22 protein-coding genes are annotated in these 25,499 nt (G+C 69.1%); 16 read left to right on the top strand and 6 right to left on the bottom strand.

All coding sequences use genetic code 11. The features are described 5' to 3' along the window. The first annotated feature begins 25 nt into the window (after nt 1-25). The 12 genes from DD542_RS03205 (at nt 26) to dgoD (ending at nt 14,002) form a co-directional block, all read left to right on the top strand. The gene (locus tag DD542_RS03205) at nt 26-994 is read left to right on the top strand and encodes an ABC transporter substrate-binding protein (protein ID WP_066150787.1); all 969 of its coding nucleotides are present in this window, start codon (nt 26-28) and stop codon (nt 992-994) included. A gap of 109 nt (nt 995-1,103) precedes the next feature. Then, nucleotides 1,104-2,150 carry a multiple monosaccharide ABC transporter substrate-binding protein gene (chvE, locus tag DD542_RS03200; RefSeq protein WP_241559767.1) on the top strand — a complete coding sequence of 349 codons (1,047 nt, stop codon included), beginning with the start codon at nt 1,104-1,106 and terminating at the stop codon, nt 2,148-2,150. 82 nt (nt 2,151-2,232) lie between these two features. Next, complete coding sequence (gene mmsA / locus DD542_RS03195; RefSeq protein WP_127807265.1) at nt 2,233-3,738, top strand: multiple monosaccharide ABC transporter ATP-binding protein; 1,506 nt, start codon at nt 2,233-2,235, stop codon at nt 3,736-3,738. Between the two features lie 5 nt (nt 3,739-3,743). Then, the gene (gene mmsB / locus DD542_RS03190; protein ID WP_127803755.1) at nt 3,744-4,949 is read left to right on the top strand and encodes a multiple monosaccharide ABC transporter permease; all 1,206 of its coding nucleotides are present in this window, start codon (nt 3,744-3,746) and stop codon (nt 4,947-4,949) included. Continuing rightward, a complete protein-coding gene (locus DD542_RS03185) occupies nt 4,946-6,472 on the top strand; it encodes a sugar ABC transporter ATP-binding protein (protein WP_127803753.1) in 1,527 nt (508 codons plus the stop codon). Before mmsB ends, DD542_RS03185 begins: the two co-directional genes overlap by 4 nt. After that, the gene (locus tag DD542_RS03180; protein WP_127803751.1) at nt 6,465-7,511 is read left to right on the top strand and encodes an ABC transporter permease; all 1,047 of its coding nucleotides are present in this window, start codon (nt 6,465-6,467) and stop codon (nt 7,509-7,511) included. The genes DD542_RS03185 and DD542_RS03180 overlap by 8 nt, the downstream gene beginning before the upstream one ends. Next, nucleotides 7,508-8,500, top strand: a complete 993-nt coding sequence (gene yjfF / locus DD542_RS03175; protein WP_127803749.1) for a galactofuranose ABC transporter, permease protein YjfF — start codon at nt 7,508-7,510, stop codon at nt 8,498-8,500. Before DD542_RS03180 ends, yjfF begins: the two co-directional genes overlap by 4 nt. Before the next feature lie 24 nt (nt 8,501-8,524). Next, on the top strand, nt 8,525-10,258 hold the full coding sequence (locus DD542_RS03170) for an IlvD/Edd family dehydratase (RefSeq protein ID WP_127803747.1): 1,734 nt from the start codon (nt 8,525-8,527) through the stop codon (nt 10,256-10,258). Nucleotides 10,259-10,266: 8 nt separating this feature from the next. Then, nucleotides 10,267-11,199, top strand: a complete 933-nt coding sequence (locus DD542_RS03165) for a dihydrodipicolinate synthase family protein (protein ID WP_127803744.1) — start codon at nt 10,267-10,269, stop codon at nt 11,197-11,199. Nucleotide 11,200: 1 nt separating this feature from the next. Further along, nucleotides 11,201-12,199: a 2-dehydro-3-deoxygalactonokinase gene (locus tag DD542_RS03160; RefSeq protein WP_127803742.1), complete on the top strand. Its 999-nt coding sequence runs from the start codon at nt 11,201-11,203 to the stop codon at nt 12,197-12,199. Beyond that, nucleotides 12,196-12,840, top strand: coding sequence for a 2-dehydro-3-deoxy-6-phosphogalactonate aldolase (locus DD542_RS03155; RefSeq protein ID WP_127803740.1), 645 nt, complete (start codon nt 12,196-12,198; stop codon nt 12,838-12,840). Before DD542_RS03160 ends, DD542_RS03155 begins: the two co-directional genes overlap by 4 nt. Nucleotides 12,841-12,853: 13 nt before the next feature. Next, on the top strand, nt 12,854-14,002 hold the full coding sequence (gene dgoD / locus DD542_RS03150; RefSeq protein WP_127803738.1) for a galactonate dehydratase: 1,149 nt from the start codon (nt 12,854-12,856) through the stop codon (nt 14,000-14,002). A 21-nt stretch (nt 14,003-14,023) separates the two neighbouring features. Here the strand turns inward: dgoD and DD542_RS03145 are convergent, their stop codons facing one another. From DD542_RS03145 to DD542_RS03135, 3 genes are read right to left on the bottom strand one after another with little or no spacing between them, the layout of a single operon-like run. Beyond that, nucleotides 14,024-14,665, bottom strand: a complete 642-nt coding sequence (locus DD542_RS03145; protein ID WP_127803736.1) for a hypothetical protein — start codon at nt 14,663-14,665, stop codon at nt 14,024-14,026. Nucleotides 14,666-14,667: 2 nt separating this feature from the next. Next, nucleotides 14,668-15,690, bottom strand: a complete 1,023-nt coding sequence (locus DD542_RS03140; RefSeq protein WP_241559669.1) for an MlaD family protein — start codon at nt 15,688-15,690, stop codon at nt 14,668-14,670. Nucleotides 15,691-15,708: 18 nt separating this feature from the next. Further along, nucleotides 15,709-16,527, bottom strand: a complete 819-nt coding sequence (locus DD542_RS03135) for an ABC transporter permease (RefSeq protein ID WP_079365976.1) — start codon at nt 16,525-16,527, stop codon at nt 15,709-15,711. Between the two features lie 54 nt (nt 16,528-16,581). Here DD542_RS03135 and DD542_RS03130 point away from each other — a divergent pair, with 54 nt between their 5' ends. Continuing rightward, nucleotides 16,582-18,156 (top strand): acyl-CoA synthetase, encoded by a 1,575-nt coding sequence (locus DD542_RS03130; RefSeq protein ID WP_127803731.1) that lies wholly within the window; start codon nt 16,582-16,584, stop codon nt 18,154-18,156. Nucleotides 18,157-18,242: 86 nt separating this feature from the next. On the opposite strand, the gene DD542_RS03125 is transcribed toward DD542_RS03130, so the two are convergent. Together DD542_RS03125 and queG are read right to left on the bottom strand one after the other, a co-directional pair. Next, nucleotides 18,243-19,739, bottom strand: coding sequence for a CYTH and CHAD domain-containing protein (locus DD542_RS03125; RefSeq protein ID WP_127803729.1), 1,497 nt, complete (start codon nt 19,737-19,739; stop codon nt 18,243-18,245). Between the two features lie 40 nt (nt 19,740-19,779). Beyond that, entirely contained in the window at nt 19,780-20,853 is a 1,074-nt protein-coding gene (gene queG / locus DD542_RS03120) for a tRNA epoxyqueuosine(34) reductase QueG (protein WP_127803727.1), read from the bottom strand. A gap of 57 nt (nt 20,854-20,910) precedes the next feature. Here queG and tsaE point away from each other — a divergent pair, with 57 nt between their 5' ends. Both tsaE and DD542_RS03110 read left to right on the top strand, forming a co-directional pair. Further along, nucleotides 20,911-21,396 (top strand): tRNA (adenosine(37)-N6)-threonylcarbamoyltransferase complex ATPase subunit type 1 TsaE, encoded by a 486-nt coding sequence (gene tsaE / locus DD542_RS03115; protein ID WP_241559766.1) that lies wholly within the window; start codon nt 20,911-20,913, stop codon nt 21,394-21,396. Next, the gene (locus DD542_RS03110; protein ID WP_127803725.1) at nt 21,393-22,787 is read left to right on the top strand and encodes an N-acetylmuramoyl-L-alanine amidase; all 1,395 of its coding nucleotides are present in this window, start codon (nt 21,393-21,395) and stop codon (nt 22,785-22,787) included. Before tsaE ends, DD542_RS03110 begins: the two co-directional genes overlap by 4 nt. Here DD542_RS03110 and DD542_RS03105 read toward each other — a convergent pair whose 3' ends face one another. After that, nucleotides 22,788-23,453 (bottom strand): DedA family protein, encoded by a 666-nt coding sequence (locus DD542_RS03105; RefSeq protein WP_127803723.1) that lies wholly within the window; start codon nt 23,451-23,453, stop codon nt 22,788-22,790. A 46-nt stretch (nt 23,454-23,499) separates the two neighbouring features. On the opposite strand from DD542_RS03105, the gene mutL reads away from it, so the two are divergent. Next, complete coding sequence (mutL, locus tag DD542_RS03100) at nt 23,500-25,440, top strand: DNA mismatch repair endonuclease MutL (RefSeq protein ID WP_127803721.1); 1,941 nt, start codon at nt 23,500-23,502, stop codon at nt 25,438-25,440. Nucleotides 25,441-25,499 lie beyond the last annotated feature (59 nt).

Below are 25,499 nucleotides of genomic sequence, written 5' to 3'. Positions count from 1 at the left end.
CAACCAGAGACAGGAGACAGACAACATGAAACAACTGCAACGCCGCACCCTGGTGACCGCGCTGGCCGCCGCCCCCGTGGCCCTGATGCTGCCGGGTGGTGCCTTCGCGCAGAAGCCCATCGTGCTGGGCTTCAGCCAGATCGGGGCCGAGTCGGAGTGGCGCACCGCCAACTCCGAGTCGATCAAGTCCTCGGCCAAGGAGGCCGGCATCGAGCTGAAGTTCGCCGACGCCCAGCAGAAGCAGGAGAACCAGATCAAGGCCATCCGCTCCTTCATCGCCCAGAAGGTCGACGTGATCGCCTTCTCGCCGGTGGTGGAAAGCGGCTGGGGCGCAGTGCTGCGCGAGGCCAAGGCCGCCAAGATCCCGGTGATCCTGACCGACCGCGCCGTCAACGAAAAGGACGAGTCGCTGTGGGTGAGCTTCATGGGTTCGGACTTCGTGGAAGAAGGCCGCAAGGCCGGTCGCTGGCTGGTCGAGAAGATGAAGGACCAGAAGGGCGAGGTCAACATCGTCGAGCTGCAGGGCACCGTGGGTTCGGCGCCGGCCATCGACCGCAAGAAGGGCTTCGAGGAAATCATCAAGGCCGATCCGAAGTTCAAGATCATCCGCAGCCAGACCGGCGACTTCACCCGCGCCAAGGGCAAGGAAGTGATGGAAGCCTTCCTGAAGGCCGAGGGCAAGAAGATCAACGTGCTCTACGCGCACAACGACGACATGGCCATCGGCGCGATCCAGGCCATCGAGGAAGCCGGCATGAAGCCCGCCAAGGACATCGTGATCATCTCGATCGATGCGGTGAAGGGCGCCTTCGAGGCCATGATCGCCGGCAAGCTCAACGTCAGCGTCGAATGCAGCCCGCTGCTCGGCCCACAGCTGATGCAGGCCGTCAAGGACCTCAAGGCCGGCAAGACGCTGCCGCGCCGCATCGTGACCGAAGAAGGCATCTTCCCCATGGAGACCGCCGCCGCCGAGTTCCCCAAGCGCAAGTACTGACCTGATTCCCGCCGCACCCGCGGCACCCACAACAACCAAACCGCCGCGCGGACGACCGCGCGGCACCACCCCCGAGGAGACCCACTTGAACATCCCCAACCGCCGCCACGTGCTTTGCGCCGTCGCGCTGGCCGCCGCGGCCTTCACCACCGGCGCCTTCGCGCAGGACAAAGGCACCATCGGCATCTCCATGCCCACCAAGTCGTCCGCGCGCTGGATTGCCGACGGCGACAACATGGTCAAGGTCCTCAAGGACCGCGGCTACAAGACCGACCTGCAGTACGCCGAGGACGACATCCCGAACCAGCTGGCGCAGATCGAGAACATGATCACCAAGGGCGTGAAGGTGCTGGTGATCGCCTCCATCGACGGCACCACGCTGTCCAAGGCGCTGCAGAACGCGGCCGACAAGGGCGTCAAGGTCATCGCCTACGACCGCCTGATCAAGGGCAGCAAGAACGTCGACTACTACGCCACCTTCGACAACTTCCAGGTCGGCGTGCAGCAGGCCACCTCCATCGTCGACAAGCTCGGCCTCAAGCAGGGCAAGGGCCCGTTCAACATCGAGCTGTTCGGCGGCTCGCCCGACGACAACAACGCCTTCTTCTTCTACGACGGCGCCATGAGCGTGCTCAAACCCTACATCGACAGCGGCAAGCTGGTGGTGCGCAGCAAGCAAATGGGCATGGACAAGGTCGGCACGCTGCGCTGGGACGGCGCCGTGGCCCAGGCCCGCATGGACAACCTGCTCTCGGCCTTCTACGGCAAGGACAAGGTGCACGCGGTGCTGAGCCCGTACGACGGCCTGTCCATCGGCATCCTGTCCTCGCTCAAGGGCGTGGGCTACTGCACGGCGCAACAGCCCTGCCCCGTCGTCAGCGGCCAGGACGCCGAGATCCCCTCGGTCAAGTCCATCCTGAAGGGCGAGCAGTACTCGACCATCTTCAAGGACACGCGCGAGCTGGCCAAGGTCACGGCCAACATGGTGGACGCGACGCTCACGGGCAAGCAGCCCGAGATCAACGACACCAAGACCTACAACAACGGCGTGAAGGTGGTGCCCAGCTACCTGCTCAAGCCGGTGCCGGTCGACGCGAGCAACTGGAAGAAGGTGCTGGTGGACAGCGGCTACTACAAGGAATCGCAGCTCAAGTGAGTGGTCTGCTGCCGGGAGCCTGACCGACAGGGCTCCCGGCCCCCTGTGTACCGAGGAATCTGCCTTGCAAACCCTTCTGGAAATGCGGTCCATCCGCAAGACCTTCCCCGGCGTGGTCGCGCTCAACCAGGTCAATCTGCGCGTGCGCGCCGGCGAAATCCATGCCCTGGTGGGCGAAAACGGCGCCGGCAAGTCCACGCTCATGAAAGTGCTCTCGGGCGTCTACCCCTCGGGCAGCTACACCGGCCAGATCCTGTTCGACGGCCAGGAGCGCCACTTCGGAGGCATCCACGACAGCGAGCAGCTGGGCATCATCATCATTCACCAGGAGCTGGCCCTGGTGCCGCTGCTGTCGATCACCGAGAACGTGTTCCTGGGCAACGAGATCGCGCACCGTGGCGTGATCGACTGGATGGCCGCGCACCGCCAGACGCAGGAGCTGCTGCGCAAGGTGGGCCTGAGAGAGTCGCCCTCGACCCGCATCACCGATCTGGGCGTGGGCAAGCAGCAGCTGGTGGAGATCGCCAAGGCGCTGTCCAAGCAGGTCAGGCTGCTGATCCTGGACGAGCCCACCGCCAGCCTGAACGAAAACGACAGCCAGGCCCTGCTGGACCTGCTGCTCGAACTCAAGGCCCAGGGCATCACCTGCATCCTGATTTCCCACAAGCTCAACGAGATCGCCCGCGTGGCCGACTCGGTGACCATCCTGCGCGATGGCAGCACGGTGGAGACCATCGACTGCCAGGGCGCGCCCGTCAGCGAAGACCGCGTGATCCGCGGCATGGTGGGCCGCGAGATGGCCGACCGCTACCCGCGCCGCACGCCCGACATCGGCGAGACCGTGTTCGAGGTGTGCGACTGGCGCGTGCACCACCCGCAGCACGCCGACCGCGAAGTCATCAAGGGCGTGAACCTGCAGGTGCGGCGCGGCGAGATCGTCGGCATCGCCGGCCTCATGGGCGCCGGCCGCACCGAGTTCGCCATGAGCGTGTTCGGCCGCGCCTGGGGCCAGCGCATCAGCGGCGAGGTGCGGCTGCACGGCCAGCCCATCGACGTGAGCACCGTCGGCAAGGCGGTCGCGCACGGCCTGGCCTACGTGACCGAAGACCGCAAGGGCAACGGCCTGGTGCTGGCCGAGGACATCCAGTTCAACACATCGCTCGCCCGCCTGGAGGCCGTCTCGCGCGCCGGCGTCATCGACGATGGCCGCGAGTACAGCGTGGCCCAGGGCTACCGCGAGAAGCTGCGCATCCGCTGCTCGGGCGTGGGCCAGAAGACGGTCAACCTCTCCGGCGGCAACCAGCAGAAGGTGGTGCTGAGCAAATGGCTCTTCACCGAACCCGAGGTGCTCATCCTCGACGAGCCCACGCGCGGCATCGACGTGGGCGCCAAGTACGAGATCTACACCCTCATCGCCCAGCTGGCGGCCGAGGGCAAGTGCGTGATCGTGATCTCTTCCGAAATGCCCGAGCTGCTGGGCCTGTCCGACCGCATCTACGTGATGAACGAAGGCCGCTTCGTCGCCGAGATGCCGGTCGCCGAGGCCTCCCAGGAAAAGATCATGCGCGCCATCGTGACCAGCCACTGAACCCCATGGAACAACAACACTCCCCCGCGGCCCTTGCGGCGCCGTCCGACAGCCGCCCCGTGCTGGACTTCCTCAAGCACAACTTCCGCGAGTACGGCATGCTGATCTCGCTGGTCGCGATCATGGCCTTCTTCCAGGTCATGACCGACGGCACGCTGATGCAGCCGCTGAACCTGACCAACCTGGTGCTGCAGAACAGCTACATCGTCATCATGGCGCTGGGCATGTTGCTGGTCATCGTGGCCGGCCACATCGACCTCTCGGTGGGCTCGGTCTGCGGCTTCATCGGGGCGCTGGCCGCCGTGCTGATGGTCAGCTACGAGTGGCACTTCGTGCCCGCCTCGCTGGTGTGCCTGCTGGTCGGTGGCGTGATCGGCGGTGCGCAGGGCTGGTTCGTGGCCTTCTTCCGCATCCCCTCCTTCATCGTCACCCTGGCCGGCATGCTGGTGTTCAAGGGCCTGGCGCTGGCGCTGCTGCAGGGCCAGTCCATCGGACCCTTCCCCGAGGAGTTCCAGATGCTCAGCTCCGGCTTCATCCCGGACCTGTTCAGCGGCGAAAGCCTGCGCCTGACCTCGCTGCTGATCGGCGTCGCCGCCGCCGCGCTGCTGGCCCTGTCCAGCCTGCGCGCGCGCAACAACCAACTCAAGCACGGCATCGAGACCGAGCCCTTCGGCCTGTTCGCGCTCAAACTGGCCGTGTTCGCCGGTCTGCTGGTGTTCTTCAGCTACATGCTGGCCTCGTACAAGGGCCTGCCCAATGTGCTGGTGGTGATGGCGCTGCTGATCGTGGCCTTCGACTTCCTCACGGCGCGCACCATCGTGGGCCGCCGCATCTACGCCCTGGGGGGCAACGAAAAGGCGGCCAAGCTCTCGGGCATCAAGACCGAGCGGCTGACGTTCGCCACCTTCGTCACCATGGGCGTGCTGGCCGCGCTGGCCGGCCTGGTGTTCGCCGCGCGCCTGAACACCGCCACACCCAAGGCCGGCCTGGGTTTCGAGCTGGACGTGATCGCGGCCTGCTTCATCGGCGGTGCCTCGGCCTCGGGCGGCGTGGGCAAGGTGATGGGCGCGGTGATCGGCGCGTTCATCATGGGCGTGATGAACAACGGCATGTCCATCATGGGCATCGGCATCGACTACCAGCAGGTCATCAAGGGTCTGGTGCTGCTGGCCGCCGTGTTTGTCGACGTCTACAACAAGAACAAGTCATGAGCAGCGCCACCACTTCTCCTGTGCTGCAGCTCTCGGGCGTGGGCATGCGCTTCGGGCGCGTCCACGTGCTGCAGGACGCCCAGCTGCGCCTGTTCCCCGGCGAGGTCCATGCGCTGATGGGCCAGAACGGTGCCGGCAAGTCGACCCTGATCAAGGTGCTGACCGGCGTGGTCACACCCGTGGCCGGCCAGATGCGCCTGGGCAACGACACGGGCTGGCCCGCGTCGCCGCTGCACGCGCAGCAGCAGGGCATCAGCACGGTCTACCAGGAGGTCAACCTCTGCCCCAACCTCACGGTGGCCGAGAACATCTTCGCCGGCCGCTACCCGCGCCACCCGGCGTGGCAGGGCCGACGCATCGACTGGGCCGCCACGCGCGAAGGTGCCCGCCGCCTGCTGGCGCGCGTGGGGCTGGACATCGACGTCACGCGGCGCCTCTCGGACTACCCGGTGGCCATCCAGCAGCTGGTGGCGATTGCGCGCGCCCTGGGCATCGACGCCCGCGTGCTGATCCTGGACGAACCCACCTCCAGCCTGGACGACGACGAGGTCAAGGGCCTGTTCCAGGTGCTGCGGCGCCTGCGCGAGGAAGGCCTGGCCATCCTGTTCGTCACCCACTTCCTGGACCAGGTCTACGCCATCTCCGACCGCATCACCGTGCTGCGCAACGGCCGCTGGATCGGCGAATGGACAACCCGCGAACTGCCGGCACAGGCCTTGATCGAGGCCATGGTGGGCCGCGAAATGGGCCCGGCCACGGCGCCCGCCGCCGCCAGCGAAGCATCGGCCAGCGACACCCCGGCCCTGCTGCAGACCGAGGGTCTGGCGCGGGCCGGCAGCATCCAGCCCACCGACCTGGCGATCCGCCCCGGCGAGGTGCTGGGCATCGCCGGCCTGCTGGGCGCGGGCCGCACCGAGCTGGCACGCCTGCTGTTCGGCCTGGACAGCCCCGACGCGGGGATGCTGCGCATCGACGGCGAGGTGGTGCGCTTTTCCAACCCGGTCGACGCCATCGCGCGCGGCCTGGCCATGTGCCCCGAAGAGCGCAAGACCGAGGGCATCTTTGCCGACCTCTCGGTGCGCGAAAACATCGCCATCGCCCTGCAGGCCATGCGCGGCCTGCGCCGCCCGCTGCCGCTGGCTGAGCAGCGCGAGATGGCCGATCGCTACATCGCCCTGCTGGGCATCCGCACGCCCGGCCCCGAGACGCCGGTGGGCCAGCTCTCGGGCGGCAACCAGCAGAAGGTGGTGATCGCCCGCTGGCTGGCCACCGCGCCGCGCCTGCTCATCCTGGACGAGCCCACACGCGGCATCGACGTGGCGGCCAAGCAGGAAATCATGGACCAGATCCTGCGCCTGGCCGCGCAGGGCATGGCGGTGGTCTTCATCTCGTCCGAGATGAGCGAGGTGGTCCGGGTGTCGCAGCGCATCCTGGTCCTGCGCGACCGCCGCCCCATCGGCGAGCTGCCTGCGGGCAGCAGCGAAGACGCCGTGTACGAACTGATTGCCGACGAACATGTCTGAAACCCCCTCTCGTGTAAATGCCCTGCTGGGCCACCGCCTCACCTGGCCGCTGGTCACGCTGGCCCTGCTGCTGCTGGTCAACGTGGTCGCCAACGAGCGCTTCCTTCACATCGAGTGGCGCGACGACCACCTCTACGGCAGCCTGATCGACATCCTCAACCGCGCGGCGCCGCTGATCCTGGTCTCGCTGGGCATGACCCTGGTGATCGCGATGCGCGGCATCGACATCTCGGTCGGCGCCGTGGTCGCGATCTCGGCCGCCGTGGCCGCCTGGATGATCGGCGGCTCGGTCGACGGCGCCACCACGCGGCTGCCGCTGGGTGTGGCCGTCACCGGTGCGCTGGCCGTGGCCATGCTGTGCGGACTGTGGAACGGCGCGCTGGTGGCCGGCATCGGCATGCAGCCCATCATCGCCACGCTGATCCTGATGGTGGCGGGCCGCGGCATCGCCCAGCTCATCACCGACGGCCAGATCATCACCATCTACTACCAGCCTTTCTTCTTCATCGGGGGTGGTTACCTGCTGGGCCTGCCCTTCTCGCTCTACGTCTGGCTCGGGGTGCTGGCCCTGCTGGGCGGGCTGCTCTACAAGACGCCGCTGGGCGTGTTCGTGCAGGCGGTGGGCGTCAACCCGGCGGCGGCGCGCGTGGCGGGCATCCGGGCGCGGCAGCTGACCCTGGCCGCCTATGTGTTCTGCGGCTTCTGCGCCGGCGAGGCGGGCCTGCTGATCAGCTCCAACGTCAAGAGCGCCGACGGCAACAACGCCGGTCAGCTGATGGAGCTGGACGCCATCCTGGCCGTCACCCTGGGCGGCACCTCGCTGGCCGGTGGCCGCTTCAGCCTGCTGGGCACGCTGATCGGCGCCCTCATCATCCAGACCCTCACCTACGCGATCTACTCGCTGGGCGTTCCGCCCGAGATCAACCTGGTGGTCAAGGCCGCGGTGGTGTTCGTGGTGATGCTGCTGCAGTCGCCCGAGTTCCGCGCCCAGGTGTGGGCGCTGGCCCGCCGCCCCTCGCTGCCTGGAGGTGCCGCATGAGCGCCACGCCGAGCACCCTGGGCCGCCTGGACCTGCGCTTCCTGCCGCTGGCCGCGACGGTGGGCCTGTTCCTGCTGATGGGGCTGGCCGGTTCGCTGAGCTACACCGGCTTTTTCTCGGCGCAGGTTTTCCTGAACCTGCTGATCGACAACGCCTTCCTGCTCATCGTCGCGGTGGGCATGACCTTCGTCATCCTCAGCGGCGGCATCGACCTCTCGGTGGGTTCGGTGGTCGCGCTCTCGACCATGGTTCTGGCCACCCTGATCGAGCACCACGGCTGGTCGCCGCTGCCGGCCATCGGCGTGGTGCTGGTGATGGGCGTGTCCTTCGGCGCCTTCATGGGCTTCCTGATCGAGCGCTTCCGGTTGCAGCCCTTCATCGTCACGCTGGCGGGCATGTTCCTGGCGCGCGGCCTGTGCTACCTGATCAGCATCGACTCGATCAGCATCGGCAACGAGGCCTACTCGAACCTGGCCTACTGGCGGCTGGAACTGGCCGAGGGCGCCTCGATCAGCCTGGGTGCGCTGATCGCCATCGCCTGCCTGGCGCTGGCCCTGTTCGCGGCCCACAGCAGCACCTTCGGCCGCACGGTCTACGCCATCGGCGGCAGCGAACACTCGGCCATCCTGATGGGCCTGCCGGTGCGGCGCACCCTGGTCGGCGTCTACGCGGTCTCGGGCCTGTGCGCGGCGCTGGGCGGCGTGGTCTTCACCTTCTACACGCTCTCGGGCTACGGCCTGCACGCCGTCGGCATGGAGCTGGACGCCATCGCCGCCGTGGTCATCGGCGGCACGCTGCTGACCGGCGGCGTGGGCTATGTCTTCGGCACGCTGTTCGGTGTGCTTACCCTGGGCCTGATCCAGACCCTCATCACCTTCGACGGCACGCTCAGCTCCTGGTGGACGCGCATCGTCGTCGGCCTGCTGCTGTTCCTGTTCTGCCTGCTGCAGCGCCTCATGGTGCGTCGCCCCGGCACGGCCTCCCATTAACACCTCCACCCACCGCACACCACCATGTCCGACACACCCCGCAAGCTGCGCTCCACCGAATGGTTCGGCAGCGCCGACAAGAACGGCTTCATGTACCGCAGCTGGATGAAGAACCAGGGCATCCCCGACCATGCGTTCGACGGCCGCCCCATCATCGGCATCTGCAACACCTGGTCCGAACTGACGCCCTGCAACGCGCACTTCCGCAAGCTGGCCGAACACGTCAAGAAGGGCGTGCTCGAAGCGGGCGGCTACCCGGTCGAGTTCCCGGTGTTCTCCAACGGCGAGTCCAACCTGCGCCCCACCGCCATGCTCACGCGCAACCTGGCGTCGATGGACGTGGAGGAAGCGATTCGCGGCAACCCCATCGACGCGGTGGTGCTGCTGGTGGGCTGCGACAAGACCACACCCGCGCTGCTGATGGGCGCGGCCAGCTGCGACGTGCCGGCCATCGTGGTCACCGGCGGGCCCATGCTGAATGGCAAGCTCGAAGGCAAGAACATCGGCTCGGGCACGGCCGTGTGGCAGCTGCACGAATCGCTCAAGGCCGGCGAGATCAACATGCACCAGTTCCTCGCGGCCGAGGGCGGCATGTCGCGCTCGGCCGGCACCTGCAACACCATGGGCACGGCGTCGACCATGGCCTGCATGGCCGAGGCGCTGGGAACCTCGCTGCCGCACAACGCGGCCATCCCCGCCGTGGACGCGCGCCGCTACGTGCTGGCCCACATGTCGGGCCGGCGCATCGTGGAGATGGCGCACGAAGACCTGCGCCTGTCCAAGATCCTCACGCGCGAGGCCTTCGAGAACGCGATCCGCACCAACGCCGCCATCGGCGGCTCGACCAACGCGGTGATCCACCTCAAGGCGATCGCCGGGCGCATCGGCGTGGAGCTGGAGCTGGACGACTGGACGCGCCTCGGCAAGGGCACGCCCACCGTGGTCGACCTGCAGCCCTCGGGCCGCTTCCTGATGGAGGAGTTCTACTACGCCGGTGGCCTGCCTGCCGTGCTGCGCCGCCTCGGTGAAAACAACCTGCTGCCCCACCCGAACGCGCTCACCGTCAACGGCAAGAGCCTGTGGGAGAACGTGGCCGACGCGCCGCAGTACAACGACGAGGTGATCCGCCCGCTGGACAACCCGCTGGTGCCCGACGGCGGCATCTGCGTGCTGCGCGGCAACCTGGCGCCGCGCGGGGCGGTGCTCAAGCCCTCGGCCGCCTCGCCACACCTGCTGCAGCACCGCGGCCGCGCCGTGGTGTTCGAGAACCTGGAGCACTACAAGGAACGCATCGTCGACGAAGACCTGGACATCGACGAGACCTGCGTGATGGTGCTCAAGAACTGCGGCCCCAGGGGCTACCCCGGCATGGCCGAGGTGGGCAACATGGGCCTGCCGCCCAAGCTGCTGCGCCGGGGCATCAAGGACATGGTGCGCATCTCCGACGCGCGCATGAGCGGCACCGCCTACGGCACCGTGGTGCTGCACGTGGCACCCGAGGCCGCCGCCGGTGGCCCGCTGGCCGCCGTGCGCGACGGCGACTTCATCGAGCTCGACTGCACCACCGGCCGCCTGCACCTGGACATCAGCGACGAGGAACTGGCCGCCCGCCTGGCCCAGGTCACGCCGCCGGAACACGCGATGAAGGGCGGCTACCAGCGCCTCTACGTCAACCACGTGCTGCAAGCCGACCAGGGCTGCGACTTCGAATTCCTCGTCGGCTGCCGCGGTTCCGCGGTGCCCCGCCATTCGCATTGAGAGAGACCATGACCGCTTCCGCCCGCACGCCGCGCTACCGCGGCATCTTCCCGGTGGTGCCCACCACCTTCACCGAATCCGGCGAACTCGACCTGCCGAGCCAGAAGCGCTGCCTCGATTTCATGATCGACGCCGGCGTCGACGGCCTGTGCATCCTGGCCAATTTCTCCGAGCAGTTCTCGCTTTCGGACGACGAGCGCGAAGTCCTCACGCGCACCTGCCTGGAACACGTGGCCGGCCGCGTGCCGGTGATCGTGACCACCACCCACTACGGCACCAGCGTCTGCGCGGCCCGCAGCCGCCGCGCGCAGGACATGGGCGCGGCCATGGTGATGATCATGCCGCCCTACCACGGCGCCACCTTCCGCGTGCCCGAGGCGCAGATCTTCGAGTTCTACGACCGCGTGTCCGACGCCATCGGCATCCCGATCATGGTGCAGGACGCGCCGGCCAGCGGCACGGTGCTCTCGGCGCCGTTCCTCGCGCGCATGGCCGAGCAGATCGAACACCTGGCCTATTTCAAGATCGAGGTGCCCGGCTCGGCCAGCAAGCTGCGCGAGCTGATCCGCCTGGGCGGCGACGCCATCGAAGGGCCGTGGGACGGCGAAGAGGCCATCACCCTGCTGGCCGATCTGGACGCGGGCGCCACCGGCGCCATGACCGGCGGCGCCTTTCCCGACGGTATCCGCCCGATCATCGAGGCGCACCGCAGCGGCGACACGGACCAGGCCTTCGCGCTCTACCAGCGCTGGCTGCCGCTGATCAACCACGAGAACCGCCAGGGCGGCATCCTGACCGCCAAAGCGCTGATGAAGGAAGGCGGCGTGATCGCCTGCGAGGCCGGGCGCCACCCCTTCCCCGCCATGCACCCCGAGGTGCGGCGCGGACTGATCGACATCGCGCGCCGCCTCAACCCCATGGTCCTGAACTGGGCACGCTGACATGCACACCGCGCTGGCCAGCCGTCCTGTGGTGTTCGCCCTCGACTGGGGCACCAGCTCGCTGCGCGCCTACGCCCTGGGCCCAGGCGGCCAGGTGCTGGCCACCCGCCGCAGCGAACACGGTGTGATGAACCTGCCGGCCGGTGCCGGCATCGCCACGCCCGCGGAGGCCTTCGAGGCGGCGCTGCAGGGGTTGTGCGGCGACTGGCTGGCGGCCCATGCGGACACCCCGCTGATCGCCTGCGGCATGGTGGGCAGTGCCCAGGGCTGGCGCGAGGCGCGCTACCAAACCCTGCCGGCCCGCGCCAGCGAACTGGCCACGGCCATGACCGTCATCGCACGCCCGGGCGGCGAACCCCTGCACGTGGTGCCGGGCCTGCTGCAGGCCGGCGAACTGCCCAATGTGATGCGCGGTGAAGAGACCCAGATCGCCGGCGTGCTCCAGAGCCTGGCCGACGAGGGCCGCGCGCCGCAGCGCCTGCTGGTCGGACTGCCGGGCACCCACACCAAGTGGGCCTGGGTCGAGGACGGCGCCGTCGTGCGATTTGAAACATTCATGACCGGCGAGGTCTACGCCGCGCTGTCGCAGCACACCATCCTGGGCCGCACCATGGTGGCGGGCTCCCCGCACGACGAGCCCGCCTTCGCGCGCGGCCTGCGCGTGGCGCGCTCGCCGCTGGGTGCGCTGGGCGTGCTCTCCACCGTGTTCAGCGTGCGCACCCTGGGCCTCACCGGCCAGCTGACCGGCAGCGCCCAGCCCGACTACCTCTCGGGCCTGCTGATCGGGCACGAGGTGGCGGCGCTGGCACCCGCGCTGCAGGACCGCACCCCGGTGGTGCTGTGCGGCGAGCCGCTGCTGTGCGTGCGCTACGCCACCGCGCTGGAAGCACAGGGCCATCCGGCACCCGAAATCCGCTCCGGCGTCACACCGCTGGGCCTGTGGCGCATCGCGCAGGCCGCCGGTCTGGCCGTCCCCACCCCTGTCCGCCGTTCCGCATGACCCCCTCTTCCCTGTTCCGCCAGACCCTCTCCACCCACGGATTGATCGCCATCCTGCGCGGCCTGCGGCCCGAGGAAGCGCGCGACATCGGCCTGGCCCTGCACGGCGCCGGCATCCGCCTGATCGAAGTGCCGCTGAACTCGCCCGATCCGCTGCAAAGCATCCGCATCCTGCGCGAGGCCCTGCCGGGCAACACCCTGGTGGGCGCCGGCACGGTGCTGCAGCCCGAAGCCTGCGCGCAGATCGCCGCGGCCGGTGGCCAGCTGGTGGTGATGCCGCACAGCGACCCAGCCGTCATTCGTGCGGCCAAGGCCCTGGACCTGGCCTGCGCACCCGGCGTGGCCACGCCCACCGAAGCCTTCGCCGCGCTGGCCGCAGGCGCCGACGTGCTCAAGATGTTCCCGGCCGAGACCCTCGGCCCCACGGGCCTGAAGGCCTGGCGTGCGGTGCTCACGCCACCGGTGGCCATCGTGCCGGTGGGCGGCATCACACCGGACGCGATCCAACCCTACCTCGCGGCCGGCGCCTCCGGCTTCGGTCTGGGCAGCGCGCTCTACCGGGCCGGCGACGACGCCGCCACCGTGGCGCAGCGGGCCACCGCCTTCGTCCGCGCCTGGCAGCAGGCCAACGCCGCCGTCTGATTCATCGCCCCTCATGAAAATCACCCGCCTCACCACCTTCATCGTCCCGCCGCGCTGGTGCTTCCTCAAGATCGAGACCGACGAGGGCATCGTCGGCTGGGGCGAGCCGGTGCTCGAAGGCCGCGCCCACACTGTCGCCGCCATGGTCGACGAGCTCTCGGATTACCTCATCGGCAAAGACCCGTGCCAGATCGAAGACCACTGGACCGTGATGTACCGCGCCGGCTTCTACCGCGGCGGCGGCATCCACATGAGCGCACTGGCCGGCATCGACCAGGCGCTGTGGGACATCAAGGGCAAGGCCCTGGGCGTGAGCGTCTCCGACCTGCTGGGCGGCCAGGTGCGTGATCGCATCCGCGTCTACAGCTGGATCGGTGGCGACCGCCCGGCCGACACCGCCGCCGCCGCGCAGGCGGCCGTGGCGCGCGGCTTCACCGCCGTCAAGATGAACGGTACCGAGGAGCTGCAGTTCATCGACAGCCACGACAAGGTGGAGCGCTGCCTGGCCAACGTCGCCGCGGTGCGCGAGGCCGTGGGGCCGAACGTGGGCATCGGCGTGGACTTCCACGGCCGGGTTCACAAACCCATGGCCAAGGTGCTGCTGCGCGAGCTGGCGCCGTACAAGCTGATGTTCGTGGAGGAACCCGTCCTCAGCGAGCACCACGAGGCGCTCAAGGAGCTGGCCCATGTGGCCACCATGCCCATCGCGCTGGGCGAGCGGCTGTACTCGCGCTGGGACTTCAAGCGCATCCTGTCCGAAGGCTATGTGGACATTGTCCAGCCCGACCCTTCACATGCCGGCGGCATCACCGAAACCCGCAAGATCGCGGCCATGGCCGAGGCCTACGACGTGGCGCTGGCGCTGCACTGCCCGCTGGGGCCCATCGCGCTGGCGGCCAACCTGCAGATCGACGCGGGCTGCTACAACGCCTTCATCCAGGAGCAGAGCCTGGGCATCCACTACAACCAGGCCAACGACCTGCTGGACTACGTGAACAACCGCGAGGTGTTCGCCTACGAGGACGGCATGGTGAAGATTCCCACCGGCCCGGGCCTGGGGATCGAGGTCAACGAGGCCTATGTGCGCGAACGCGCGGCCGAGGGCCACCGCTGGCGCAACCCGGTCTGGCGCCACAAGGACGGCAGCTTCGCGGAGTGGTGAGACCGCGGCGCTGACAGGCGTTCAGGGCGCCAGCAGCTGGATGCGCCGCTGGATGCGCGCCGCCTCGTCCGCAGCGCCCGCGGTCTGGGCCTGTCGCAGCTGCACGCTCAGCCAGGCCAGCACCGGCCGGCGCCAGCCGCGCTGCGAAGCGGTTTCCACCGCGTCCGCCACCACCGCCGGTGACGCGGCCCCGCGCTGCAGCAGCACACCGGCCGCGATCAGGCGCGACAGCGGGTCCTCAATGTCGCCCAGGCTGGCCGGCGCGGTACCCACCAGACCGCGGTGCGCGGGCGGCAGCAGCGCCGCATCGGCCGCCGTCGCCTGGCCGGCCAGGTAGCGCGCATAGGCCTGCTCGGCCGGCGCCGCGTCGGGTGCCAGCGCCTCGTAACCCGCGCAGGGCTCGAACACCAGCGCCGCCACACGGGTGGCACAGCGCGTCAGCTCCAGCCGCGCCAGCAGCGCCGGTTGCGCGGTGCGCGCCACCTCGCCGCGCGCGCGCAGGAACTCCACCTCTTCCACCTTGGTGTTGCCGCTGAGCCAGGCCTCGGCCGCGCGCTCGGCGCTGCTCTTGGCGTTCATCTGCCAGTCGGGCGGCGGCGGCGTGCTGCTGCAGGCCACCAGGAGCGAGGCACAGCAGAGCCAGAGGGCGCTTCGAAGTGTCATGTTCATTTGAGCTGGATTTCGGCGTCGCGCTTGAGCGGCCACAGGCGGTTGACCTCGTTGATCAGCGACTCCACCTTGCGCAGGCTGGCGTCGACCTCGGCGCGCAGCAGGTGCAGGTCGGTGGTGGCCTCACGGGTGTTGGCGGTGATGGCTTGCGCGTCGACCAGCAGCTGGTCCACCTTCTGAAGGCTGGTGCGGGCGTCCGCCAGCAGGCCGTCGAGCTGCTTCACCGTGCCGCGCGCGTCCTGCACCAGGCCACCCTGCGCGGTGCCGCCGGGGCCGGCACCCTGGCCGAACACCTGCTTGTCGGCGTTGGCCACCAGGCTGTCGAGCCGGCCGGTGAGCTGGTCCACCCGCGCCAGCAGCGTGTTGGCCCGGTCGATGGCCTCGACCACCTTCTTCGCGTCCGCCTCGTTGCCGAACAGCGCGCCCATCGCCCCCTGCGGCCCGTTGAGCTTCGCCGCCGTGCCCTGCAGATGCACCAGGCTCTGCGGCAGCGGCGCGTCGGCGTTCGTCAGGGCATTGAGGTTGCCAATCAACTCCTTGATGGACGCCACAATGCCCGGGATTTCGGCCGCCGCGTCGCCGCTGAGCACCTGGCGCACCGCGCCGTCTTCCAGCGGTGGATCGGTCAGCACGCCGCTGAAGGCCTTGATCTTGGTGCCACCCACCAGCGCCTTTTCCATGGTGAAGATGCTGGAGCTGCGCAGCCACTTCGCGTCCTTCACCGGCACGTCCACCAGGATCTGCACATTGCCGTCCTCGGCCAGTTCGATGCGCCCGACGCGGCCGATGGGAAAACCGGCGAAGGTGAGGTTCATGCCCACCGACACGCCCTCCGAGTCGGGCGCCACCAGCACCAGCCGCTGGGTGCGCTCAAAGGCGCCGCGCGCGTAGGCCACGTACAGCGCCGAGCCCACCACCAGCAACAGCAGGAAAGCGAGCAGCAGCGCCGCCTTGAACTCCAGGTTCTTCACCGGAGGCGGCGTGGGCTCCGGCGGCGGGACATGGTCGGCAGGGTTCATCGTTGAACGGTCCATGGATCAGTAGTAGTTGCCCAGCAGCGAGGTCACCTCCACCAGCAGCAGCACCGACAGCAGGCGCGCGAATTCGGAGATATCGCTCAGGCGGCCGAAACCGCCGGCCTCGTCGCGCCGAGCGCTGGCGGCCAGCGGCACGATGGCTACCGACAGGCTGAAGAACAGGGTCTTGAGGCTGAAGATGAGCACCACGGCCGGCTTGAACACCTGCCCGACCGCGAGTGTGTAGGCAGGCAGCGCCCAGTGCGAGAAGCCGTAGACATTGAAATAGGTGAGCACCAGGGCGATCACGCAGCTCACCGCCGCCAGCAGCAGCACCGAGAAGATGCCCCCCAGCGCGCGCGGCAGCAGCTCGGTGCGCAGCAGGGTCTGCTGCTCGTGCTGCACGCCGCTGCGGTGCTGTTGCGACAGCCGCCTGCGGATGCGCTGGGCCTCGGGCATGGTGTGGCGCAGCGCCACGAACATCGCGGCGTACAGCGGAATGATCTCCAGCACCAGGGTGCGCACCAGCACCTCCAGCGCGTACTGCGACAGCCCATAGCTGTAGGCGGTCGCGACCACGATACGGATCAGCACCAGGCTCAGCAGCGCCGACAGCGTGAGGAAGCCGGGCATCAGCGGTGTGGAGGCGCGGTAGATCTGCTGCAGCACCGCGCTGCGCTGCGCGCCCTGCGCGTAGCTCGACGGCGCCAGGGCCAGCACCATCACCTGCGCGCCCAGCAGCAGCACATGCCACCACGAAGCCCAGGAGGCCCGGACACGACGGCCCCAGCCGCCGAGCGAGCGGTCGAGGGCAGTGGAAACGAGCGGTGGACCGGACATTCGGGCGATGATAAAACGGGCCGCTGTAACTGGAGACAACAGGAGATTTCGCCCATGACCGCCAAGCCCCTGCCCCCGCTCGCTCCCGCCATCCGCCGCCAGACCATCGCCGACGCGCTGCACCGCACCGCCCGGCGCCTGCCGGCCAAGACCGCGATCACCTGCGGCGCCACCAGCTGGACCTACGCCGAATTCGACGCCCTGGTCACGCGGCTGGCGGCAGGTCTGCACCGGATCGGCGTGGGCGAAGGCGACAAGGTGGCGGTGCTGGCGCGCAACTCGCACGGCTTCGCGGCGCTGCGCTTCGCGCTGGCCCGCCGCGGCGCGGTGCTGGTGCCGATCAACTTCATGCTCAAGGCCGAAGAGGTGGCCTACATCCTGCGCCACGCCGGCGCCCGCACCCTGGCCGCCGACAGCGGCCTGGCCGGCCTGGCGCGCGAAGCCTCGGCGCTGGAGACGCAGGTGCAGCAGTTCATCTGGCTGCCCAGCGAAGACCCCACCGAGCCGGCGCCGGGCATGCACCGCTTCGACGAGCTGACCGCCTGCACCGACCCGCTGCCGGCCGTGGGCACCAAGAGCCACGACCTGGCGCAGATCGTCTACACCAGCGGCACCGAGTCCATGCCCAAAGGAGCCATGCTCACGCACGACGCGGTGCTCTGGCAGTACGTCAGCTGCGTCATCAACGCCGAGGTGGCCGAAGCCGACCGCACGCTGCACGCCCTGCCCCTGTACCACTGCGCGCAGCTGGACGTGTTCTTCGGCCCCGCCATCTACATCGGCAGCCGCAACGTCATCACCGGCAAGCCCACGCCCGACCACCTGCTGGCGCTGCTGGAACAGCACCAGATCACCAGCTTCTTCGCACCGCCCACGGTCTGGATCGCGCTGCTGCGCTCACCGCTGTTCGACGCAGACAAGCTCAGGCACCTGGCCAAGGGCTACTACGGCGCGTCGATCATGCCGGTGGAAGTCTTGAAGGAACTGGCGGCGCGGCTGCCGAATGTTCGCCTGTGGAACCTCTACGGCCAGACCGAGATTGCGCCGCTGGCGACCATGCTGGCGCCCGAGGACCAGCTGCGCAAACCGGGCTCGTGCGGCAAGGCGGTGATCAACGTCGAGACCCGCGTGGTGAACGACGACATGCAGGACGTGGCCGTGGGCGAAGTCGGCGAGATCGTGCACCGCTCGCCGCACCTGATGCTCGGCTACTTCAACGACCCCGAAAAGACCGCTGCCAGCTTCAGCGGCGACTGGTTCCACAGCGGTGACCTGGCCACCATCGACGCCGAGGGCTACATCACCGTCGTCGACCGCAAGAAGGACATGATCAAGACCGGCGGCGAAAACGTCGCCAGCCGCGAGGTGGAAGAAATGATCTACCGCCTGCCCGCCGTCAGCGAGGTGGCGGTGATCGGCCTGCCCGACCCGAAATGGGTGGAAGCGGTCACCGCCGTGATCGTGGTCAAGGCCGGACAGTCATTGACCGAGGATGAGGTGATGGCGCATTGCAGCGAACACATGGCGCATTTCAAATGCCCCAAGCGCGTGGTGTTCGCTGAGGCGCTGCCGAAGAATCCGAGCGGCAAACTGTTGAAGCGGGAATTGCGGCGGGCCTACACCAGCTGATCAATGCCCCCAATGGACGCCAACTGCAGCACTCGCGACCGCAGCCTTGTCATCGGACCGGTGATGCACAGGACCGTGTGAGTCGATCACCCATGTAGGCCGGTCAGCACCCCGCGCAGAAACGAGGTCAGCGCGGCATCAGTCCGCAGCTCCTCCAGCAGACGCACCGCCTGCCGCAGGTCCCGCTCGGCCCCCAGGCGGGTCTGGACTTCGATGGCAGCCCGGGTGAGCCCCTTGGTGCGCCGGGCGGGCAGCAGGTCGCGCAGTATCTCGGCCGCGTAGCGCACCCGTTTGGCCTGGATGCGGACGCGGTGGTCTTTTTCCAGGTCCGCAGGCGCCCGCCGGCTGGCTTTCAGTGCAGCGTCCAGGCGGCGGCGCAGCTTGCGGATGCGCTTGCGCGCCCAGGGGGTGTCGTATGCACCCGCTGCGGTCTGCGCTGTGGCCAACTGGAAGAGCCCCTGCGCCAGTGCCAGGAGGGTCTGGCCGGTTCCCGGCGCGGCCAGGGCATCCCGCAGCCGCCTGCGCTGCGCCCGGCGCGCCTCGTCGATGCGTTCGAGTGCGACATCGGCGATGCGCTGGCGCTGAGCATCTTCGTCAACAAAGGCGGGCAACCAGCGCCCCAGGGTGTCGACGCGCAGCACGTCCAGGTCGCGCATCCGGCCCAATTCGGCCAGCAGGGGCCGCAGGCCGTCGGCATCGGGCCGGCCGGGCAGCCAGGGCGCGAACAGCCGGACCGCGCTGCGCCAGCGCCGCCAGCCGACGCGCGCCTGGTGCACCACCTCGGGGTCGTCCGACACCAGCGTGCACGCAAGGTTGCGGCTGAAGTGGTCGAAGCAGGCCGCCAGCGCCTGCACAACCGCCTGCTGCGGCCCGGTGCCCGGCGCCAGGTGCACCGCCTGGGCCGGCGAGGCTTCGCGCGGCTGGTCCTGCGCCAGCCGGTAGCCGCGCTCGGCCTTGCTCTGGTCGAAGGGCAGCACGGCCACCTCGGACGCGACCTGCCGGGCCAGATGGAACAGGGCGTCGGACGGCCCCTGCAACAGTTCGAACTCCAGTTCCAGGATCGGCTCCGACCGGCCGCAGGCGGCGATCTCGCCGATGTCCAGCGCGACCTCGATGGTTGCGCCCTGGTAGCGGTGCAGGGTCCAGACGGTGCGGCGGCAGCGGGTCTCGAAGCACGGGGTCAACTGGCCGAACAGGCGGCCGTCGGGGTCCAGATCGGCCCAGGGCGTCTCACGCAGCGCCTCCGGATCGAGCCGGCCGGAAGGCTGGCGGCGCTCCCACTCGCCACGGCGGCTCAGACCACCCTGGGAAACGCCCGCGGACTTGAAGGTCTGCACCCATTCGCCACGCACCGTCGCCGCGCTGGCGTTGGCGCGCCAAGGTATGTCCGAGATGCAGCGCAGGCGCAGCGCGTGGCGTTGCTGGCGCAGTTGCTGGTCCGGCGTGTCGAAGTAGACGTTCCACAGCCAGTGCGTGGCCTGCCGGCGGCGCGCCAGTGCACCGAGCCGGCGCAGCCGCTCTTCGATGGTCGAGGGCTGTGCCCCCGGGAGCAGCAGCTTGAGTTCGGTTTCGGCGTGGGACATGCGGCGGCTTCCTGGAGAAAGGGAGAAAGCGTTGAGCAGCTTACGCCGACAAGGCCCAGGCCACAGCCTCCCGCACCACCGGGTCGGGGTGCGCGGTGTGCGCGGCCAGCGCCGCGCGGGTGACCGGCTCGTCGGCCTGCCGCAGCGCATTGCCCATCGCCACCGCGATGTTCCGCAGCCAGCGCGCGTGGCCGATGCGGCGGATCGGGCTGCCTTCGGTGCGGCGCAGGAACTCTTCTTCGCTCCAGCCGAACAGCTCGACAAGGGTTGCGCCGGTCAGGCCCTCGCGCGGGTCGAAGTCGGGCAGCGGGCTGCGCTGCGCGAACTTGTTCCAGGGACAGACGAGCTGGCAGTCGTCGCAGCCGTAGATGCGGTTGCCGATCAGCGGGCGCAGGCTCTCGGGAATCGGGCCGTCGTGTTCGATGGTGAGGTAAGAGATGCAACGCCGCGCGTCGAGACGGTACGGCGCGACGATGGCCTGCGTGGGGCAGACGGCCATGCAGGCGCTGCAGGAGCCGCAGTGGTCGCTGACCGCTGCGGTGGGCGGAAGCGCCAGGTCGACGTAGATCTCGCCGAGAAAGGCCATCGAGCCGCCCTCGCGGCTGAGGATCAGCGTGTGCTTGCCGCGCCAGCCCTGGCCGCTGCGGCGGGCAAGCTCGGCTTCGAGCACGGGCGCGGAGTCGGTGAACACACGGTGACCGAGCGGGCCGACGGCGGCTTCGATGCGCTCGGCCAGTTGCTGCAGGCGGCTGCGCAGCACCTTGTGGTAATCGCGCCCCCGGGCATAGACCGAGACGATGGCCTCGCCCGGGCGCTGCGGGCGGGCCAGTTCCTGTTCGGTCCAGTCCTCGGGCGTGTACCGTGGCAGGTAGTCCATGCGCGCGGTGATCACGCTCACGGTGCCGGGCACCAGCTCGGCCGGGCGCGCGCGCTTCATGCCGTGGCGCGCCATGTAGTCCATACCACCGTGAAATCCGGCCGACAACCAGGCCGAAAGGCCCGGTTCGGCGTCTGAAAGGTCGATACCGGCCACCCCGATTTGGGAGAATCCAAGTTCCCGGCCCCAGGCCTGTACCTGAGTGATCAGTTGAGCAGCATCGAATCCGGATCGCATCGTCCGCCCATTGTAGGAACGCCCTCCCCCGACGGCACGCGCTGGGAAGGCCGCTGGGTGGACGAAGCGGGCACCGCCGGCTTCGCGCAGCGGCTGGCCGCCAGCCCGGCGATCACCAACGCCACCCTCACCCTGGCCGGCGACCTCGGCGCCGGCAAGACCACCTTCGTGCGCCACCTGCTGCGGGCGCTGGGCGTGCAGGGCCGCATCAAGAGCCCAACCTATGCGGTGGTCGAGCCGCACCGCGCCGAGACCGGGCCGCACGGTTCCCTGTCGGCCTGGCACTTTGATTTCTACCGCTTCGGCGACCCTCGCGAGTGGGAAGACGCGGGTTTCCGGGAACTGTTTGCGAGCCCCGGCCTCAAGCTGGTGGAATGGCCCGAGCGCGCCGCCGGCCTCATGGGCGCGGTGGACGCGGCACTGACCATCGGGCCGGAGGAGGCGCCCGACGACGACACCGATTTCGCCGATGGCCCGCGCCTGGTGACGATGCAGGCCTTCACCGACACCGGCCGGCACCTGCTGGCTGCCCTGAACACATGACCCGACCGACGCCCCACCCCGACCGCCGCCGCCTGCTGCAGGCCGGCGCGCTGGTGCTGCTGATCGGCGCACCGCACCTGGCGCACGCGGGGCGCGTGGTGGCGGTGCGCATCTGGCCGGCGCAGGACTACACGCGCGTGACCATCGAGTCCGACGGCGAGCTCAAGGCGCAGAAGACCACGGTGGACCAGGCCCACCGCCTGGTGGTCGAGATCGAAGGCATCGACCTGATCGAGGGCATGCGCGAACTGGTCGGCAAGCTGCAAAGCGACGACCCGAACATCGCGGCGATCCGCGTGGCGCCGGTCAGCGCCAACGTCGCGCGCCTGACGGTGGAACTGAAGAAACCGATCAAGCCCCAGGTGTTCAACCTCGAACCGGTCGCGGCCTACGGCCACCGGCTGGTGCTCGACCTCTACCCGGTGCAGACGGTCGACCCCTTCGAGGAACTGATCCGCCAGCACACGGCCGCAGTCGACGAATCGGCCCGGCGCGCCGCCGACCTGCTGGGGGCCGAACTGCGGGACATGCCAGACCTGCCGGCAGGCGACCCGCTGGCCGACCTCATTGCCCGCCACGACAAACCGGAACCGCCCAAGGCACCCGGCGCCACAGCCGGCAAACCCGCCCCAGCCGGTGACCCGAAGGCCACACCCGGTAAAAAGACCGAGCGTCTGATCATCGTGGCGCTCGACCCGGGCCACGGCGGCGAAGACCCGGGCGCCATCGGCCCTGGCGGCACGCAGGAGAAAGACGTGGTGCTGCAGGTGGCCTACCGCCTGCGCGAGCGCATCAACGCGACCACGGTCAACGGCAACCCGATGCGCGCCTACATGACACGCGACGCCGATTTCTTCGTGCCCCTGGGCACGCGGGTGAAGAAGGCGCAGCGGGTGCGCGCCGACCTGTTCATCAGCATCCATGCCGACGCCTTCATGACGCCACGCCCGCAGGGCGCAAGCATCTTTGCGCTGAGCACCAAGGGCGCCAGCAGCGCGGCCGCGCGCTGGATGGCGAACAAGGAAAATGCCGCCGACCTGGTGGGCGGCATCAACGTCAAGTCCAAGGACGCGACCGTAGCCCGCACGCTGCTGGACATGAGCACCACGGCGCAGATCAAGGACAGCCTCAAGCTCGGCGGCGCGATGCTGGCCGAGGTGGGCCGCGTGGGCAAGCTGCACAAGCCGCGGGTGGAACAGGCCGGGTTTGCGGTGCTCAAGGCGCCGGACATTCCCAGCGTGCTGGTCGAGACGGCCTTCATCAGCAACCCCGACGAAGAGGCCCGCTTGCGCAGCGAGGCCTACCAGAACCAGCTGGCCGACGCCCTGCTCAAGGGCATTGTCAAGTACTTCGCGGCGAATCCGCCGCTGGCGCGCAAGCAGCAGGCCTGATCAGGCCTGCCCGGCCGCGGCCCGGGCCTTCTCGGCCTTCGCCGCACGCCAGCCGCCGAAGATGGCGATCAGACCCGGCACGAAGATCAGCGCCCAGATGATTTTGGAGAGGTTGGCCTGCACCCAGGGCAGGTTGCCGAAGAAGTAGCCCGCAGCGGTCAGGCCGATCACCCAGATCACCGCACCAATCACGTTGTAGGCGGTGAACTTGCTGCGCGTCATCTCGGCCACCCCGGCCACGAACGGAGCGAAGGTGCGGATGAAGGGCATGAAGCGCGCCAGGATGATGGTCACGCCGCCGTAGCGCTCGTAGAAGTTGTGCGCCTGGTTGAAGGCGTTCTTGTTGAAGAAGCGCGAGCTCTCCCACTGAAACACCTTGGGGCCGAAATAGCGCCCGATGCTGTAGTTGGTCTGGTCGCCCAGGATGGCGGCGGCCAGCATCAGCCCGGCCGCGATGCTCCAGTCCATCAGCCCGGCGCCGCAGAGCGCCCCGACGATGAACAGCAGCGAATCGCCCGGCAGGAAGGGCATGACCACCAGGCCGGTCTCGACGAAGATGATGAGGAACAGCAGGGCATAGACCCAGGCGCCGTAGGCTTGTACGAAGGCTTGCAGGTGCTTGTCCACGTGCAGGATGAAGTCGATCAGGTAGAGGGCGAAATCCATAGCCCGCGATTATCCCCGGGCGCTGCCCCGCGCCTAGAATGCCCCGGTGAACGCCCCCCTGCCCGCCCACCGCCGCCCGATCCGAGAACTGCCCGACGAGCTGATCAGCCAGATTGCGGCTGGCGAGGTGGTCGAACGCCCCGCCTCGGTGGTGCGCGAGCTGGTGGACAACGCGCTGGACGCCGGGGCCACCCAGATCACCGTGCGGCTGCAGGCCGGCGGCGTGCGCCTCATCAGCGTGGAAGACGACGGCACCGGCATCCTGCGCGAGGAACTGCCCACCGCGCTCAAGCGACACGCCACCAGCAAGATCGCCAGCCTGAACGACCTGGAAGCCGTGGACACCATGGGTTTCCGCGGCGAGGCGCTCGCCGCCATCTGCTCGATTGCCGAGGTCTCGGTGCTGACCCGCACCGAAGAAGGCTCGGCCCACGGCTGGCTGCTCGACGGCCGCAGTGGCGAACTGCAGCCCACCGCCCGCGCGCGCGGCACCACGGTGGAGGTGCGCGAGCTGTTCTTCGCCACGCCGGCGCGGCGCAAATTCCTCAAGTCCGAGAGCACCGAGCTGGCCCACTGCCTCGAAGCCGTGCGCCGCCACGCGCTGGCGCGGCCCGAAGTCGGTTTTGCCATCTGGCACGACGGCAAGCTGGTGGCCCAGTGGCGCGCGGTGGCGCCCGACCTGGCCGGCGGCGAGCACCTGCTGGACGCGCTGCGCCGCCGCCTGGCCGACGTGCTGGGCGAAGAATTCATTGACAACGCCGTGGCGGTGAACTGGCCGGCCAGCGACGTGCCCGGCGAAGCCGCCACCGCCGGAGGCCAGCAGCGCCTGCGCGTCTGGGGCTTTGCCGGTGTGCCCGACGCCGCCCGCTCGCGCGCCGACTGGCAGTTCGCCTACGTCAACGGCCGCTTTGTGCGCGACAAGGTCATCACCCACGCCGCGCGCAGCGCGTATGAAGACGTGCTGCACGGCCACCGCCAGCCGGTCTACGCGCTCTACGTGAGCATCGACCCGACACGGGTGGACGTGAACGTGCACCCGACCAAGATCGAGGTGCGCTTCCGCGACAGCCGCGAGGTGCACCAGGCGGTGCGCCACGCCGTGGAAGGTGCGCTGGCCGCGCCGCGGTCGGCGCAGACGCTGCCCATCACCACTGCGCCATCCGCCATGGCACCGAGCGAAGCGCCCGCATCCTCCTTCCTCAGCCCGGTGCCGCGCCAGCAGCCCCTGCCGTGGCGCCCCGAGGCGCCGCAGGTCGGCCAGCGCGTGAGCGACCTTGAAGCGCTCTGGCGCCCGTCGGAGCGGATTGCGGCGCCGCTGGACGCGCCCGACATCCGCCGCGCCGAACCGGTGTTCGCACCTACCCCGGCCACGCAGGAAGCGCCCGCCCCCCTGCCCGATGGCGAATGGCCGCTGGGCCGCGCGGTGGCCCAGTTGCACGGCGTCTACATCCTGGCCGAAAACGCCCAGGGCCTGGTCGTGGTGGACATGCACGCCGCCCACGAACGCATCGTCTACGAACGCCTCAAGCAGCAGCTCGACGCGCACCAGATCGCCAGCCAGCCGCTGCTGATCCCGGCCACGTTTGCCGCCACGCCCGACGAGGTCGCCACCGCCGAGACCGCGGCCGAGGTGCTGACCCAGCTGGGGCTGGAGATCGTGCCCTTCTCGCCCAGGACCCTGGCGGTGCGCGCCGTGCCCACCACCCTGGCCGCGGGCGACCCGGTGGAGCTGGCCCGCAGCGTGCTGGCCGAGCTGAGCCAGCACGACGCCAGCACCGTGGTGCAACGTGCCCGCAACGAGCTGCTGGCCACCATGGCCTGCCACGGCGCGGTGCGCGCCAACCGCCGCCTGACGCTGGACGAGATGAACGCCCTGCTGCGCCAGATGGAAGTGACCGAGCGCAGCGACCAGTGCAACCACGGCCGCCCGACCTGGCGCCAGCTGGGCATGAAAGACCTGGACGCGCTGTTCCTGCGCGGCCGCTGACACACCGCACCAAACGCAAGCACAGCCGAGGGAAAGCCCTTGGTTGCGCGGCTTTCGCT

Source organism: Hydrogenophaga sp. NH-16 (assembly GCF_004006415.1).
Taxonomy (GTDB): domain Bacteria; phylum Pseudomonadota; class Gammaproteobacteria; order Burkholderiales; family Burkholderiaceae_C; genus Hydrogenophaga; species Hydrogenophaga pseudoflava.
The sequence above is the reverse complement of the archived record's forward strand: the minus strand, read 5'-3'. Positions and strand labels throughout refer to the sequence as shown.